At 75.8% G+C, this 15541-nt stretch carries 17 protein-coding genes; 10 read left to right on the top strand and 7 right to left on the bottom strand.

Annotated features, from left to right (window positions below; translation table 11 throughout):
* Positions 1-50: 50 nt before the first annotated feature.
* Positions 51-1073, top strand: coding sequence for an MBL fold metallo-hydrolase (locus ACIQKA_RS12815; protein ID WP_391094152.1), 1023 nt, complete (start codon positions 51-53; stop codon positions 1071-1073).
* On the opposite strand, the gene ACIQKA_RS12810 is transcribed toward ACIQKA_RS12815, so the two are convergent.
* A complete protein-coding gene (locus tag ACIQKA_RS12810) occupies positions 1053-1784 on the bottom strand; it encodes a DedA family protein (protein ID WP_402540882.1) in 732 nt (243 codons plus the stop codon). The genes ACIQKA_RS12815 and ACIQKA_RS12810 overlap by 21 nt on opposite strands.
* Positions 1781-2554: an MBL fold metallo-hydrolase gene (locus ACIQKA_RS12805; protein ID WP_383431234.1), complete on the bottom strand. Its 774-nt coding sequence runs from the start codon at positions 2552-2554 to the stop codon at positions 1781-1783. Before ACIQKA_RS12805 ends, ACIQKA_RS12810 begins: the two co-directional genes overlap by 4 nt.
* A gap of 121 nt (positions 2555-2675) precedes the next feature.
* On the opposite strand from ACIQKA_RS12805, the gene ACIQKA_RS12800 reads away from it, so the two are divergent.
* The 5 genes from ACIQKA_RS12800 to ACIQKA_RS12780 all read left to right on the top strand — a co-directional run bounded on the left by ACIQKA_RS12800 (position 2676) and on the right by ACIQKA_RS12780 (position 7088).
* On the top strand, positions 2676-3080 hold the full coding sequence (locus ACIQKA_RS12800; RefSeq protein ID WP_383151522.1) for a recombinase family protein: 405 nt from the start codon (positions 2676-2678) through the stop codon (positions 3078-3080).
* Between the two features lie 261 nt (positions 3081-3341).
* Positions 3342-5639 (top strand): phage holin family protein, encoded by a 2298-nt coding sequence (locus tag ACIQKA_RS12795; RefSeq protein WP_402540881.1) that lies wholly within the window; start codon positions 3342-3344, stop codon positions 5637-5639.
* A 112-nt stretch (positions 5640-5751) separates the two neighbouring features.
* Complete coding sequence (locus tag ACIQKA_RS12790; RefSeq protein WP_390107941.1) at positions 5752-6129, top strand: hypothetical protein; 378 nt, start codon at positions 5752-5754, stop codon at positions 6127-6129.
* Between the two features lie 58 nt (positions 6130-6187).
* Entirely contained in the window at positions 6188-6352 is a 165-nt protein-coding gene (locus ACIQKA_RS12785) for a hypothetical protein (RefSeq protein WP_383151519.1), read from the top strand.
* A 319-nt stretch (positions 6353-6671) separates the two neighbouring features.
* Complete coding sequence (locus tag ACIQKA_RS12780; protein ID WP_383151517.1) at positions 6672-7088, top strand: hypothetical protein; 417 nt, start codon at positions 6672-6674, stop codon at positions 7086-7088.
* On the opposite strand, the gene ACIQKA_RS12775 is transcribed toward ACIQKA_RS12780, so the two are convergent.
* A complete protein-coding gene (locus ACIQKA_RS12775) occupies positions 7085-7909 on the bottom strand; it encodes a helix-turn-helix domain-containing protein (protein ID WP_390107945.1) in 825 nt (274 codons plus the stop codon). The two genes, ACIQKA_RS12780 and ACIQKA_RS12775, sit on opposite strands and share 4 nt — an antisense overlap.
* Before the next feature lie 121 nt (positions 7910-8030).
* Between ACIQKA_RS12775 and ACIQKA_RS12770 the strand changes: the two genes are divergently transcribed.
* Positions 8031-8336, top strand: coding sequence for a 4a-hydroxytetrahydrobiopterin dehydratase (locus ACIQKA_RS12770; RefSeq protein ID WP_383151513.1), 306 nt, complete (start codon positions 8031-8033; stop codon positions 8334-8336).
* A gap of 174 nt (positions 8337-8510) precedes the next feature.
* Here ACIQKA_RS12770 and ACIQKA_RS12765 read toward each other — a convergent pair whose 3' ends face one another.
* The 4 genes from ACIQKA_RS12765 to ACIQKA_RS12750 form a co-directional block, all read right to left on the bottom strand.
* Positions 8511-8975, bottom strand: coding sequence for an RICIN domain-containing protein (locus ACIQKA_RS12765; RefSeq protein ID WP_402540879.1), 465 nt, complete (start codon positions 8973-8975; stop codon positions 8511-8513).
* A gap of 143 nt (positions 8976-9118) precedes the next feature.
* Entirely contained in the window at positions 9119-9913 is a 795-nt protein-coding gene (locus ACIQKA_RS12760; RefSeq protein WP_402540971.1) for an aldo/keto reductase, read from the bottom strand.
* Between the two features lie 205 nt (positions 9914-10118).
* On the bottom strand, positions 10119-11942 hold the full coding sequence (locus tag ACIQKA_RS12755) for an AMP-dependent synthetase/ligase (protein WP_402540878.1): 1824 nt from the start codon (positions 11940-11942) through the stop codon (positions 10119-10121).
* A gap of 412 nt (positions 11943-12354) precedes the next feature.
* The gene (locus ACIQKA_RS12750; RefSeq protein ID WP_402540877.1) at positions 12355-13221 is read right to left on the bottom strand and encodes a LysR substrate-binding domain-containing protein; all 867 of its coding nucleotides are present in this window, start codon (positions 13219-13221) and stop codon (positions 12355-12357) included.
* Positions 13222-13432: 211 nt separating this feature from the next.
* On the opposite strand from ACIQKA_RS12750, the gene ACIQKA_RS12745 reads away from it, so the two are divergent.
* The 3 genes from ACIQKA_RS12745 to ACIQKA_RS12735 are packed head-to-tail and all read left to right on the top strand — an operon-like array spanning position 13433 to position 15498.
* The gene (locus ACIQKA_RS12745; RefSeq protein WP_402540876.1) at positions 13433-14539 is read left to right on the top strand and encodes a bile acid:sodium symporter family protein; all 1107 of its coding nucleotides are present in this window, start codon (positions 13433-13435) and stop codon (positions 14537-14539) included.
* A gap of 57 nt (positions 14540-14596) precedes the next feature.
* Entirely contained in the window at positions 14597-15118 is a 522-nt protein-coding gene (locus ACIQKA_RS12740; protein WP_383151503.1) for an isochorismatase family protein, read from the top strand.
* Positions 15115-15498: a (2Fe-2S) ferredoxin domain-containing protein gene (locus tag ACIQKA_RS12735; RefSeq protein ID WP_386365499.1), complete on the top strand. Its 384-nt coding sequence runs from the start codon at positions 15115-15117 to the stop codon at positions 15496-15498. Before ACIQKA_RS12740 ends, ACIQKA_RS12735 begins: the two co-directional genes overlap by 4 nt.
* The last annotated feature ends 43 nt before the right edge of the window (positions 15499-15541 follow it).

The raw sequence follows: 15541 nt of genomic DNA, 5'->3' as shown, positions 1-15541 counted from the left end.
CGACGCCCCACGAGCCCGTCATGAAGCGCCGAACGGAACGGAGCCCGCAGATGACCGAACGGACGGCAGTCGCCCCGTACGAGACCGACCGTGCCGCGGCCCCCACGGGCCCCCTCCAGCCCCTCGGCCGGCTGCGGCACGACTGGCCCCGCACCTTCACCGACCGGCTCACCGCGCCCCTCCCCGGCGTCCGGTCCATGGCCCGCTTCGCCCGCGAGGGAGCCGTGCGCCCCCGCCCCGAGGGCCTGCGCGACATCCCGCTGCTGCCCTTCGAACCCGGCCCGCTCCCGCCCGCCGGACCCGGCACCCTCGCCGTCACCTGGGCCGGACACGCCAGCTGGGTGGTCCGGATCGGCGGCCTCACCGTCCTCACCGACCCGGTCTGGTCCCGCCGCATCCTCGGCACCCCCGCCCGGATCACCCCCGTCGGGGTCCGCTGGGAGGACCTGCCGGCCGTCGACGCCGTCGTCATCAGCCACAACCACTTCGACCACCTCGACGCCCCCACCCTGCGCCGGCTGCCCCGGGACACCCCGGTCTTCGTCCCGGCCGGCCTCGGCCGCTGGTTCACCCGCCGCCGGTTCAGCCGGGTGACCGAGCTCGACTGGTGGGAGGCGGCCGAACTCGACGGCGTCCGCTTCGACTTCGTCCCCGCCCACCACTGGTCCAAGCGCACCCTCACCGACACCTGCCGCTCCCTGTGGGGCGGCTGGGTCCTCACCGACCGGTCCGGACACCGGGTGTACTTCGCCGGGGACACCGGCTACGGCCACTGGTTCGAGGAGATCGGCCGCCGCCACCCCGGCATCGACCTGGCGCTCCTCCCGATCGGGGCCTACGAACCGCGCTGGTGGCTCCGCGACGTGCACACCGACCCCGAGGAGGCGGTCCGGGCCCACCGGGACCTGGGGGCCCGGCGGATGGCGCCCATGCACTGGGCCACCTTCGTCCTCTCCTCCGAGCCCGTCCTCGAACCCCTCACCCGGGTCAGGGCCGCCTGGGAGGAGGCCGGCCTCGCCCGCGAGGACCTGTGGGACCTGCCGATCGGCGGCTCAGGGGTGCTCGTGCCGTGACCCGCCCGGACCCTCGGGAACCCCCGTGCCGGAGCCCGGCCCGGCACCCGGGGCCGGGTCCGCGCCGCCCGGCGCCCCGGAGCGCGTCCCCCGCACCCGCCGCCACAGCGACGGGACCGCGCCGACGAGCACCGTCAGGCCCACCGCCGCCACGACCCCCTGCCACGGCTCCGGGAAGAGCGAACCGCCCAGGATCCCGATCAGCTGGTACGTCGCCGCCCATGCCAGACAGGCCGCCACGTCCCCCCGGACGAAGCGGCGCAGCGGCATCTCCGCGAGCAGGCACGCCAGCATCACCGGGATCCGGCCCGCCGGGACGAGCCGGGACAGGACGAGCACCGACACCTGGTGCGTGTCGAGCCGCTCCCGCGCGTGCGCGAGCCGCTCCGGCGTGACCCGGTTCTCCAGCGCGGCCAGCCACCGCGAGCCCTTGTCGGAGTGCACTCCGCGCCGCCCCAGCCAGTACAGCGCCGCGTCCCCCAGGCACGCGGCGGACGCCGCCACCAGGAAGACGAAGAGCAGCGACAGCGGCGAGGTCTGGTGGAAGGCCACCACCGCCGCCGAGCTGACGATCGCGCCCGTCGGCACCACCGGCACCAGCGCGCCGAGCGCCACGAGCAGGAACAGCGAGGGGTAGCCGGCCGCCTGCTGCGTGGACTCCGGCGGCAGCTCGCCCACGACCGTGAGGAACCGGGCGACCCCGTCGATCACCGGGCGACCTCCGGCCGCACCCGCTCGCCGTGCCCCGGCAGGTGCACCGCCACCTTCGGCGCCAGGCGCGCCGCGTGCCGGACGAACTCGTCGCCGGGGGAGTGGAACTCGTGCGGCCGGACCCCGTCGAGCCCGATCGGCCAGTACGTGCCGTAGTGCACCGGCACCGCCGCCGCCGGGGACAGCTCCGCGAGCGCCTGCGCGGCCCGGCCCGCGTCCAGGTGGCCCGGTCCCAGGTACGGTCCCCAGCCGCCGACCGGGAGCAGCGCCACGTCCACCGGGCCCACCGCCTCCGCCATGCCGTCGAAGAGCCCGGTGTCCCCGGCGAAGTACGTCCGCGCCTCGCCCTCGACGACATAGCCGAGCGCGGGGGCCCGGTGCGGCCCCACGGGCAGCCGCCGCCCGTCGTGGAGCGCCGGGACCGCCCGCACCGTCACGCCCTCCACCGTCACCGCGTCGCCCGCCGCCACCTCGGTGAGGCGCAGCCCGGCCCGCTCCAGCCTGCGCAGTCCCGGCACGGCGGCGGGGGCCCCGCGCGGCACCACGAGCCGCGTCCCGGGCGCGAGCCGCGCGAGCGACGGCAGGTGCAGGTGGTCGGAGTGCAGGTGCGAGACGAGGACGGCCTCGGCGGAGGCGGCCTCCGGCGGCGGCGGGGCGCCGCGGCGCCGCCGCAGGTGTGCGAGCCGCCGCGCGAACAGCGGATCGGTGAGGAAGCGGACCCCGGAGTCCTCGACCGTGCAGGTCGCGTGACCCCACCAGGTGACCTCCACGGCGTGCCGCCTTCCGTCCGTTCCGTGCCTTCGTGCCCTCCGTACCCCCGTAACGAGGGTAGATGTCCGGAGCGCGCCCCGGAGGATGTCCGGTCGCGCCTTCCCGCAGTAGGGTCCCTCCATGGACGACGTTCGGGTGGCGGCGATCGCCAGCCTCACCCCGCTCGAAGAGCTCGACAGCGAACCCTTCCTCGTCGACACGCGCGGCCAGCACGCGGTGTGCGCGCGCTGGGCCGAGGACAACGGGTACGTGATCGCCCGCCAGCTGCTGTTCTACGGCATCCGGCCCGACCACGAGGCGCTGTGGGCGGACGTGGAGGACGGCGCGGTCGACCTCTTCGTCGCGGCCAGCGAGCGGGTCCTCGCCCGCGCGCTGACCTCCGTGACCGGCTTCCGCGCCGAGTGCGAGCGGCGCGGAGTGCGCCTGGAGACGGTCCGCCCCGACGAACCGGCGTACGACGCGGCGGCCAAGGCCGGGGTGCACCGCCGCCTCTCGATGCCCACCGCCGGGTACGACGGCTCCTGATTCCGCCGGCCTCCACCGGGGAGGACGGCCCCTGACCTCGTCCGACCTCCGCCGGGCCTTCCTCCGGTCCCGCCGTGGGCGTTGTGACACGCTTGGGGCAGGAAACGGCTGAAGGGCGAGGCGGGCGTGGGCGACGGGCGAGGGGGCGGCACCGGCCGCCGGTGGTCCGGGACGGGCGGGCGGTCCGAGGCGGACCGGCGGCCCGGGAAGGGCCGGTGGTCCGCGCGGGGCTGGCGGTCCGCGGGAGGCGCGCTCGGGCGCGTGACCGTGGTGTGGGCGGTCTCCACGCTCACCCTGCTCCTCCTCGCGGGGCTGCTGCCCGACTTCCAGCTCCAGTCCCCCGACGGGGACAGCCTCACCCGCACCGCGATCACCGCCGCCTGGGCGGCCGGCGCCTTCGGCCTGCTCGGCGCGCTCGTCTGGCCCCTCCTCGTACGGGCGCTGCTGCTCGTCCCGGCCCTCGTCCTCGGCCTGTTCGGCTTCTTCCTCAACGGCTCGCTGCTGCTCCTCGCGCTCTGGGTCACCCCCGAGGGGGACGCCGCCGCCGACCCCGAGACCGCCGTGGTGGTCGCGGCCGTCATGTCCGCCGTCGCCTCCGCCACCTCCACGGGCCTCGCCGTCCGCGACGACGACGCCTACCGCCGCCGCCTCTACCGGCTCACCGGCCGCACCCGGCCCCGCGCCCCCGGCGACTCCGCGGACGCCGTCCCCGGCACGGTCTTCCTCCAGCTCGACGGCGTCGGCCACCGCGTGCTGCGCGACGCCGTCGCCGACGGGCTCATGCCGACCGTCGCCTCCTGGCTGGAGGCCGGCCACCGGCTCACCCCCTGGCGCACCGACTGGTCCAGCCAGACCGGCGCCAGCCAGCTCGGCATCCTGCACGGCTCCAACGAGGACGTGCCCGCCTTCCGCTGGTACGAGAAGGACACCGGCCGGGTCATGGTGTCCAACCGGCCGGCCAGTGCCGTCGAACTCCAGCGGCGGGCGGTGCGCCGCACCGGCGACGGCGGCCTCCTCACCCACGACGGCGCCTCCCGGGGCAACCTCTTCAGCGGCGGCGCCGAACAGGTCGCCCTGGTCCTGTCGGTGGCCGCCCGGCGCGGCCGCCGCAACCGCTCCCGGGCCGGCTACTTCGCGTACTTCTCCGACCCGGCCAACGCGGTCCGCACCGCCGGGTCGTTCGTCACCGAGTGCGTCCGCGAGATGTGCCAGTCGGCGCGGGCGCGGCTGCGCCGCGAGACCCCGAGGATCTCGCGCGGCGGCACGTACCCCCTCGTCCGCGCCTTCGCGACGGTCCTGGAGCGGGACGTGGTGGTCTCGGCCGTGATGGGGGACATGCTGGCGGGCCGGACCGCCGTCTACGCCGACCTCGTGGCCTACGACGAGGTGGCCCACCACTCCGGCCCGCACGGACGGGACACCGACCAGGTCCTGCGCCGTCTCGACCGCTCGATCGCGCTGATCGCGGACGTCGCCGAGCACGCCCCGCGCCCGTACCGGATCGTCCTCCTCTCCGACCACGGGCAGAGCCCCGGCGAGACCTTCGAGGCGGTGTACGGCCTGACGCTCAAGGACCTGGTGAGGGCCGGGTGCGGGCTGCCCGTGCCGCGCCGGGTGCGGCGCACCCGCAGTGGTTCGGAGGCCCGGGACGCGGCCAGGGACGCGCTGCGCAGCGCGCTGCACCGGCCGGTCGACGAGGGCGACGAGACGGCCCGCGAGCTGCCCGCCAGGCCCTCCGAACCGGTGGTCCTCGCCTCCGGCAACCTCGGCCTCGTCTCCTTCCCCGACGTGCCGCACCGGATGACCCGGGAGGAGATCGACCGGCGCCACCCGGCGCTGCTCCGCACCCTCGCCCACCACCCGGGCGTCGGCTTCGTCCTCGTGGCGAGCGCCGAGCACGGCTCGGTGGTCCTGGCCGGCGACGGGGCCGAGGTCCCGGTCGCCGAGCTGACCGACGACGGGCCGCTCGCCGTGTTCGGAAGCGGCGCGGCGCGGGCCGTGCGGCGCACGGACGGATTCCCGCACGTCGCGGACATCATGGTCAACTCCATGTGCGACCCGGAGACCGGCGCCGTGCACGCCTTCGAGGAGCAGATCGGCTCGCACGGAGGCCTCGGCGGCGAGCAGTCGGAGCCCTTCCTGCTCTCGCCGCCGGAACTCTCGCCGCCGGTGGGAGAGGGGGAGGAACTGGTCGGCGCGGAGCAGGTCCACCGGGTCCTGCGCCGCTGGCTGAGGGAGTCCTCGGGACCGCAGGTGCCGGTGGGGGAGGCGGGGGCCCCGGGTGTCCCGGAGGCCCCGGGAGTCCCGGCGCGCGCGGAGTCGAGCCTTCCGGCCGGTGGCCCGGTCGACGCCCCGGCCGGTGGCCCGGTCCGTGCTCCGGTCGGCGGCCCGGCCGGGGGGACGGAGGGCGGCCCGGCCGCCGGTTCGCCCCGTGGTTCCGCAGACGAATCCACAGACGGGTTCGTGGACGAGCCCGTGGACGAGCCTCTGGACGAGCCCGTGGACGAACCCGTCGGCAGGCCGGTCCCCGGGCCCGCCGTGCGGGACGAGAAGCGCTGATCCGGAGGTGACCGCCGGGGCGGTGAATCCCGGCGGCCGGGCGTAGGCCGGCCGGGCGGATCTCGGGCCCCGGGCGCCGTGCCGGGACCCGCGCGGGGCAGTACGGATCTCCGTGAGCCCCGCGCCCGAGCCGACCGCAGCGCCCGCCGCCCCGGCGGGCCGCCGGGCGCGCCCGGGCCGCCACCGCTGGATCGTCCTCCTCCTCGTCCTCGCCGCGCTGTTCGGCACCGGGGCCCCGGCCCTGCTCTCCGGCGCCGCCCCGCTCCCCGCCGTCGCCGCCCCGGCCTCCGACCCGGGCGGCGAGACCCACGACCAGACCGCCGCCGGCACCGCCCTCCCCGCCCGTACGAGACGGCACCGCACCGGCTCGCGCCCCGCCGGGCCCCGGCGCCGGAACCGCGCGCGCCGGGGGCGCCGCCGGAACCCGCTCCCCGCTCCCGTACCCGCCCCGCGCGAAGACGCGCTCCGGTGCGTGGTGATGCGCTGCTGAGGGGCCCGCCCCCACCGCAGCCCCCTCACCCACCCTTCGCACCGCGAGGAGCTTCGCTATGCCCGTCGATCCGTTCGCCGTCCTCCACGCCCTGATGCGGGCCGAGGCCTCCCGGGCCCGGCGCCCCGACCGCGCCGCGCCCGAACCCGGCGCCCCGGCCCCGGAGCCCGCCCCCGCCCGCACCCAGGAACCGCCCGCGTCCCGGGGCGAATCCGTCCGCTGACACCCGGAACGGCTCGACGCGGGCCACGGCGGGATCCGGCGTGCGGACCGGCGCCCGGAGGTACGGGGGGCGATCCGGCGCCCTCGACCGACCGGAGCGCCGGCCCCGACCGGAGCGCCGGCCCCGACCGGAGCGCCTGCCCCGCGTCCTGCCCCGCCCCCACGGGGCGCCCCGGCATTACCTCCGGCGTCATCGACCCCCCGCCCGCCGCCCGGCATGCTCGGGGGCACCGGAACCCGGGCGGCGCACTCCGTCCGGGCTCCGGGCCCACGACCAGCACGCACGGTCCCGCACGCACGCCCCCGGAAGGTGATCCGCCATGTCCCAGGCCCTGCCCACCGGCCTCGCCCGCCCCGCCCGCCCCCACACCGCGCTGCGCCGCTTCCTCGCCCTCGACGCCGCCGTCACCGGGGCCAACGGCATCGCCTACGCCACCGCCTCCCGCCCCCTCGGCGAACTCCTCGGGATCGACGCGGGCCCGCTGCTCGGACTCGGCCTGTTCCTGAGCGCGTTCGCGGCCGGGGTCGGCTGGCTGGCGAGCCGCCCGCAGCCTCCGGCGCCCGCCGTGAGGCTCGTCGTCGACGCCAACCTCCTGTGGGCCGTCCTGAGCGTCGTCGCCCTGGTCGCCTGGCTGGAGCCGACCACCGCCGGCCTGGTGTGGACACCGCTCCAGGCGGTCACCGTCGCCGGGTTCGCCGCGCTCCAGTGGACCGCCCTGCGGGCCCTCGGCCGCTAAGCGGACGCCTCCGCGTCCTCCGCGAGTGACCGCAGGTACGCGGCCGTCTCCGGGTCGGCCGGGATCAGCGTCTCGATGGCCAGCTCGGCGACCGTCACGTCCATCGGGGTGTTGAACGTCGAGATCGACGACACGAACGACAGCACCCGCCCGCCGTGCTCGATCCGCAGCGGCAGCGCGAAGTACGGACTCGGTTCCTCCGGCTCCTCCGGCCCGCTCCCCGCGCCGGGCGGCGGCGGGTAGGCCGCCACCTCCTCGTACAGCTCCCGCAGCGACTCCGAGCGGGCCAGGGCGATCTGACGCTCCATCTGGGAGAGCAGATGGCCCCGCCACTCCCGCAGGTTGCGGATCCGGGGCGCCAGGCCCTCCGGGTGCAGGGCGATCCGCATCGCGTTCAGCGGCGGGGCCAGCAGGTGCCCGGGCAGTCCGCCGAGCAGCAGCGCGACGCCCCGGTTCGCCGCCACCACCGTGTACGAGCCGTCCACCACGAGCGCCGGATACGGCTCGTACCCCCGCAGCAGCCGCTCGACGCCCTCCCGGAGCGCCTCCAGGCGCGGGGCGTCGAGCGGCGTCTCGGCGTACCGGGGGGCGTAACCCGCGGCGAGCAGCAGCGCGTTCCGCTCCCGCACCGGCACCTCCAGGTGCTCGGCGAGCCGCAGGACCATCTCCTCGCTCGGCCGGGAGCGGCCCGTTTCCACGAACGAGACGTGCCGCGCCGAGGAGCCCGCGCGCAGCGCCAGCTCCAACTGGCTCAGCCGGCGCCGCTCCCGCCATCCGCGCAGCAGCGGACCCACTCCCGTGTCGCTCACGACGGTCGTCATGGCGAGACGGTATCCCAGAGGGGGAGCCCGGGTACCTTTCCCGGGAACCCCCGCGCACCACCACCCCCCGAGAACCGCCACCGCCCGCCATCCGCGCCACCCGACCGGAGGGAGCACCGCCGTGCCCACGGAACCGCTGTCCCAGAAGGAGATCGAGGACCGCCTGAGGGAACTCCCCGGCTGGTCCGTCGAGGACGACCGCCTCACCCGCGCCTACCGGCTCGGCGACCACTTCGCGGCGACCGCCCTCGTCGTCCACGTGGCCCGGATCCAGCAGGAGCTGAACCACCACTCCGACCTGACCCTCGGCTACGACTCCGTCGCCCTCTCCGTGCACACCCACTCCGCGGGCGGCGCCCTCACCGGGAAGGACTTCGAACTCGCCGAGCGCGTCGAGCGGATCGCCCCCGGCCACGGCGCCCGCTGACCCGCCGCCCGCCCGGCGGGGTCCGTAGGATCGCCGCCGTGGCGGAGACCGTGCTCGACCACGAGGCCGAGGCAGCGCACTACGACCGGACCAGGACCGGCGCCGCCCCGACCCCCGTACCGGCTGGTCTCCTTCGCCGGCCGGGGCTGACGCCCCGCCCCGCGGCCGAGGGGCTCAGGACACCGGCTCCAACCGCCACCACTGGGACGGGGAGTCGGTGTCCTCCCACTGCCGCACGTCCCCGCCGTCCCGCTCCGAGCCGTCCGCGACCTCCAGGAGCAGCCCGCTGACGAAGCTCACGAGGGCCACGGTGCCGGGCGACTGGAGGTCCTGCTCGATGATCCACTCCTGCGCGCCGAAGTTGTTCGCCCGCCACTGCTGGATGCGCGCGCCGTTCTCCGTGGACGCGTTCGCGACGTCGAGCCGTTTGCCGCTGGCCGCGTTGACCAGGTGGTAGAGCCCGCCGCCGTTCGGCACGGGCGTAACGTGCCAGTGCTGCCCGGGAGTTCCGTTCGCGGTGCCCTGCCGCACCTTCGCCCCCGCGCGCGAGGACCCCTCGTACACCTCCAGGAGCAGCCCGCTCGCCACGTTCCGCACCTGGTAGACGCCCTCCTCCACGGGCTTCGGCGCACCGCTCACCGTACCGACTCCTCACGCTCCACCGACCGCTCGGGACGCACGGCGCCCCGGCCCCCCGACGGGACCCCACCGACCCTACGTCCGGGGTACGACAACGGGCGCCGGAGCCGTCGGCACGGCTCCGGCGCCCGTGGGGCGGTGGATCAGGCGCCGGCGTTGAACTCGGCCGGGTTCGGACCGAGGCGCCGGTCCTCGTCGAGGGCGGCGATCGCGGCCAGGTCCTCGTCGTCCAGCTCGAAGCCGAAGACGTCGATGTTCTCGGCGATCCGCGAGGGGGTGACCGACTTCGGGATCACCACGTTCCCGAGCTGGAGGTGCCAGCGCAGCACCACCTGGGCCGGGGTCCGGCCGTGCTTCCGCGCGATCGCGACGATCGCCGGGACCTCCAGGAGGCCCTTGCCCTGGCCGAGCGGCGACCAGGCCTCGGTCGCGATGCCGTACCGGGCGTGCGCCTCGCGCGAGGCCTGCTGGGAGAGCTGCGGGTGCAGCTCGATCTGGTTGACGGCGGGCACGACCGACGTCTCGCCGATCAGCCGCTCCAGGTGCTCCGGGAGGAAGTTGGACACGCCGATCGCCCGGGCGCGCCCGTCCGCGAGGATCTTCTCGAACGCCCGGTAGGTGTCGACGTACGTGTCCTTCGCCGGCACCGGCCAGTGGATCAGGTACAGGTCGACGTGGTCGAGGCCCAGCTTGTCGAGGGAGGCGTCGAAGGCGCGCAGCGTCGTGTCGTAGCCCTGCTCGCTGTTCCACAGCTTGGTGGTGACGAACAGGTCCTCGCGGGCGATCCCGGACGCGGCGACGGCACGGCCGGTGCCCCGCTCGTTCTCGTAGATCGCGGCGGTGTCGATCGAGCGGTAGCCGGCCTCCAGGGCGGCCGCCACGGCCTTCTCCGCCTCGTCGTCCGGCACCTGCCAGACACCGAAGCCGAGCTGCGGCATCGATACGCCGTTGTTCAGGGTGACCTGGGGAACCTTGCTGTCCGTGCTCACGTGAGGGGGGTCCTTACGTTATCTGAGGTCGTACGGGGTACTCCCAGCGTCAACGATCACGGGCCGCTCCGCATTCCGCGAAGGGCGTTCCGGTTGCGCGCTCCCGCCCGGGCCGCACCGGCCGCCCCGTCCCGGTCGCACCGGCCGCCCCGCCTCAGCCGTACAGGGCCGCGACCTCCTTCGCGTACGCACGTTCGATCGCCCTCCGCTTCAGCTTCAGGGAGGGGGTGAGCAGCCCGTGCTCCTCGCTGAAGGGGTGCGCCAGGATCCGGAAGGTCCGGATCGACTCGGCCTGCGAGACCAGCGTGTTCGCCGCGACCACGCCCCGCCGGATCTCCGTCTCCAGGGCCGGGTCGCGCACCAGCTCGGCCGGGGAGAGCGGCGGCCGCCCCTGGATCGCGAGCCAGTGCTCCACCGCCTCCTGGTCGAGCGTCACCAGGGCGGCGACGTACGGCCGGTCGTTGCCGACGACGATGCACTGGGCGATCAGCGGATGCGCCCGCACCCGCTCCTCCAGGGCCCCGGGGGAGACGCTCTTGCCGCCCGAGGTCACCAGGATCTCCTTCTTCCGCCCGGTGATCGTCAGATAGCCGTCCTCGTCGAGGCTGCCGATGTCCCCGGTGGCCAGCCAGCCGTCGTTGAGGACGGCGGCGGTCGACTCGGGGTCGTTGAGGTAGCCGGAGAAGACCTGGCCGCCGTGCAGCCACACCTCCCCGTCCTCCGCGATGTGCACCGTCGTCCCGGGCACCGGCTGCCCGACCGTGCCGTACTTGATCCGCTCGGGCGGGTTCGCCGTGGCGGCGGCCGAGGACTCGGTGAGTCCGTACCCCTCGAAGACCGTGACCCCCGCCCCCGCGAAGAAGAGCCCCAGCCCGCGGTCCATCGCCGAACCGCCCGACATCGCGTGCCGGACCCGCCCGCCCAGGGCGCCGCGGACCTTCCCGTACACCGTCTTCTCGAAGAACCGGTGCTGCACGCGCAGCGCCGCCGACGGCCCCGGGCCGCGCCCGAACGCCTTCTGCTCCAGCGCCTCCGCGTACGCCACGGCCACCTCCACCGCCTTGTCGAAGGGGTCCGCCTTCCCCTCGGCCTCCGCCCTGCGCCGCGCCGCGTGGAAGACCTTCTCGAAGACGTACGGCACGGCCAGCACGAAGCTCGGCCGGAAGGCCGCCAGGTCGGGGAGGAGCTCGGCCGCCGCCATCACGGGCTGGTGCCCCAGCTTCACCCCGGCCCGGACCGCCGCGACCTCCACCATCCGCCCGAAGACGTGCGCCAGCGGCAGGAACAGCAGCGTCGAGGCCTGCTCCCCCTGCCGGGAGCGGAACACCGGCTCCCAGCGGCCCGTCACCATGTCCGTCTCGAACATCAGGTGGGAGTGGGTGATCACACACCCCTTGGGACGGCCGGTCGTCCCCGACGTGTAGATGACCGTCGCCACCGTCTCGGGGGTCACCGCCCGCCGGTGCCGGTGCACGACCTCCTCGTCGATGCCCGCCCCCGCCGCCGTCACCTCGGCCACCGCGCCCGCGTCCAGCTGCCACAGCCGCCGCAGCAGGGGCAGCCGGTCCACCACCGAGCCGATGGTCATGGCGTGGTCCTCGTGCTCCACCACGCACGCCGTGACCTCGGCGTCGTGCAGCATCCAGAGGACCTGGTCGGCGGAGGAGGTCGGATAGACCGGCACGGGCTGCGCGCCCAGCGTCCACAGGGCGAAGTCGAAGAGCGTCCACTCGTACCGGGTGCGGGCCATGATCGCGACCCGGTCGCCGAACCGCACCCCCTCCGCGATCAGCCCCTTCGCGAGGCCCACGACCTCGTCCCGGAACCGGGCGGCCGACACGTCCCGCCACTCCCCGTCCGGTCCCTTGCGGCCGAAAGCGATCCGGTCCGGGTCGGCCAGGGCGTGCGCGAACACGGCGTCCGCCAGACCGCCGACCTGAGGCGCCGCCTCGACGGGCGGCACGGTGAACTCGCGCACTGACCTGCTCCTCGACGGCTCGATGGCTGAAAAAGCCCGTTGGTCGCTCTCCGTACGGCGCGGGTGACGGTACCCCACCCGCCTGCCCGGCGGGAGGACCTTCACCAAGCCGGGACATTCACCGTTCGCACAGGTCAGAACGGGTGGAGGAGCCAAGTCGGGGGCGCGGCGGGGGGATTGCGTACCGGGCGGTACGTCCGCCGGGCGCGAATCTCCACGGAATCTGTACGGGCCGCTCACGCGGGGGCGCCGCACGGCGGGCGGAAGGACCCGTCGGCGGGGGCGCCGGGCGCCGGGCGGGGTGCTGTCGACAGGGGCTCCGGATGCCGGGCGGGGGCTCTGTCGGCGGGGGTGTCGGACGCCGGGTGGGGGCTCTGTCGGCAGGGGCGTCGGACGCCGGGCGGAGGCCCCGTCAGCGGGGGCGGTGCAGCCGGTCGCCGCCCGCCAGGATCGCCTCCGCGAGCGCGTCGGCCGCCGCCTGTGTCTCCCCGCCCCGGCGCCCCCTCCGCAGCACGAAGCCCACCTCGCCGAGGTCGGGGAGCCCGGCCCGGGCCGGCACCGGCATGAGCCCCGGCGGCACCAGGCCCCGGGTGTGCGCCATCACCCCGAGCCCCGCGCGGGCCGCCGCCACGTTCGCGCTCAGGCTGGAGCTCGTACAGGCGATCCGCCACGCCCGGCCCTGCGCCTCCAGCGCCTCCAGGGCCCGCGCCCGGGTGATCCCCGGCGGCGGGTACAGGATGAGCGGCACCGGCCGGTCCGGCTCGATCCGCAGCCCCGGCGACCCGATCCAGACCAGGGAGTCCTCCCAGACGAGCCGGCCCCCGTCCTCCGTGCCCCGCCGCTTGGCCAGGATCAGATCGAGCCGGCCGGCCGCGAGCCGGGCCTGGAGCGTCCCCGAGAGCTCGACCGTCAGCTCCAGGTCGACCTCGGGGTGCTCGCGCCGGAAGGACTCCAGGATCTCCGGCAGCCGGGTCGTCACGAAGTCCTCCGACGCGCCGAACCGCAGCCGCCCGCGCAGCCGCGTCCCGCCGAAGAACGCCGCCGCCCGCTCGTGCGCCCGGAGGATCGTCCGCGCGAAGCCGAGCATCGCCTCGCCGTCCTCGGTCAGCTCCACGCGGTGCGTGTCCCGGCTGAAGAGCGGTCGCCCGGTCGCCTCCTCCAGACGCCGCACGTGCTGGCTGACGGTCGACTGGCGCAGCCCGAGCCGCTCCGCGGCCCGCGTGAAGCTCAGCGTCTGGGCCACGGCGAGGAAGGTGCGCACCTGGGCGGGTTCGTACACGGGACGAGGTTATCGCGGTGCGTGATGACAGTCAGAGCGCTGTGCGGGATTCCCGATCACCGGGCCGTGGAGCAGGATGGACCCGCCCGCGAGCCGCCCCGCGGCGGCGCGGACCCGCACGGGCACCCCGCCGTACGGGTACCCCGCACCCGTACGGGCACCCTCCCGCACGGGCCCCCACCCGTACGACCGCGCACAGACAGTGGAGCCCATGACCCCCCGCACCGCCGGCCGCGCCTCCCGCCTCCTCTCCCGGCTGCCCGTCGACGGGTACGTCCTGGCGCTGCTCGGCACGGTCGTCCTCGCCGCGCTCCTGCCCGCCTCGGGGACCGCCGCGACCGTCGCGGAGGGGACGTCGACCGGGGCCGTCGCCCTCCTCTTCTTCCTCTACGGGGCCCGGCTCTCCACCCGCGAGGCGCTCGACGGCCTGAGGCACTGGCGGCTCCACCTCACCGTCCTCGGCTGCACCTTCCTGCTCTTCCCGCTCCTCGGCCTCGCCGCGCGCGGACTCGTCCCCGCCGTGCTCACGCCCCAGCTCTACGGCGGGCTCCTCTTCCTCTGCCTGGTGCCGTCCACCATCCAGTCCTCCATCGCCTTCACCTCGATCGCCCGGGGCAACGTGTCCGCCGCCATCTGCGCCGGCTCGTTCTCCTCGCTCGCCGGGATCGTCCTGACACCGCTGCTCGCGGCGCTGCTCCTCGGCGGCGGGGCCGGCGGAGGCGGCGGGACCGGCGCGGGCGGCTTCTCCGCCGACGGGATTCCGCGGATCGTCCTCCAGCTCCTCGTGCCGTTCCTCGCCGGGCAGCTCCTGCGCCGCTGGGTCGGTGGCTTCCTGGTCCGGCACAAGAAGGTCCTCGGCCACGTCGACCGGGGCTCGATCCTGCTCGTCGTCTACACCGCCTTCAGCCAGGGCATGACCGCCGGCGTCTGGCACCTGGTGACCCCCGCCCGGCTCGGCCTGCTGCTCGCCGTCGAGGCCGTGCTGCTCGCGGTGATGCTGGCGGCGACCTGGTACGGGGCCGGGCGCCTCGGCTTCGACCGGGCCGACCGGATCGCCATCCAGTTCGCCGGCTCGAAGAAGAGCCTGGCGGCCGGACTCCCGATGGCCAGCGTCCTCTTCGGCCCCCACGCCTCCCTCGCCGTCCTCCCCCTGATGCTCTTCCACCAGATGCAGCTGATGGTCTGCGCGGTCCTCGCGAAGCGCCGTGCCCGCGACGGGGAGCCGGACGGACCGCGCCGTGTCCGCGACGGGGAGCCGGACGGACCGGCCGCCCCGGAACCCCGTACGCCTCCCCGCCCCGCCGAGAAGGTCCCGTAGGCCGGATCACATCCCCGGCCACCCCTGGATGATCATCGGGGCGGCTACGGTGCTCCCATGCCCGCACTCGATCCCGGCCGCACCGCACTCGTCCTCGTCGACCTGATGGAACGCATCGTCGCGCTGCCCCTCGCCCCCCGCCCCGGCACCGACGTCCTCGCCGCCTCCGCCCGGCTCGCCGACGCCTTCCGGGACGCCGGCGCGCCCGTCGTCCACCTCCGCGTCGAGCGCCCGAACACCGCCACGCAGCCGCCCGGCAGCGAGCTCGTCCCCGACCTCGTCCGGGACGGCGACCCGGTCGTCGTCAAGCGGACCATCGGCGGCTTCCAGGACACCGGCCTCCACGAGCTGCTCTCCGGCCTCGGCGCCGACACCCTGGTCCTCGGCGGCATCGCCACCAACCTCGGCGTCGAGTCCACCGCCCGCGCCGCCTGCGACCTCGGCTACGGCCTCGTCTTCGCCGAGGACGCCATGGCCGCCCTCACCGCCGACGAGCACCGCGCCTCCGTCGCCCTCGACTTCCCCCGCCTCGGCACGGTCGCCCCCGTCTCCGCGATCACCCTGGACGGCCCGCGGTGACCCCGGTGCCGATACGGTACGGGGCCCGCCCCTGCTCCCTCGTCGTCTGCCGGGGCTGCTGCTGCGGCGACGCCCGCAAGAACCCCGGCACCGACCACGACGCCCAGCTCGCCCGGCTCCGCGAGGCCGCCGCGGCCTCCGGCGGCCGGCTGATCGTCCGCACCAGCGACTGCCTGGGGCCCTGCGCCCAGGCCAACATCGTCGTGGTGCAGCCCTCCACCGAGGGCCGGCGGCGCGGCGGACGGGCCGCGTGGGTCGGGTTCGCCCTGGACGAGGACTGCCTCGACGACATCCTCGCCTGGACGGCGGCGGGCGGCCCCGGCATCGCCCCGCCCCCGGCGTCCCTGGCCCTCCAGCTGGTCGACCCGCCGAAGAACTGAGCCCCGCACGACCCGTACGGAAGCGGGGGAGGACCCTCGCGGA

Source organism: Streptomyces sp. NPDC092045 (genome assembly GCF_044756005.1).
In the GTDB taxonomy this organism is placed as follows: domain Bacteria; phylum Actinomycetota; class Actinomycetes; order Streptomycetales; family Streptomycetaceae; genus Streptomyces.
Note: the sequence above shows the minus strand (reverse complement) of the source record. Positions and strands in the feature narration are given on the sequence as shown.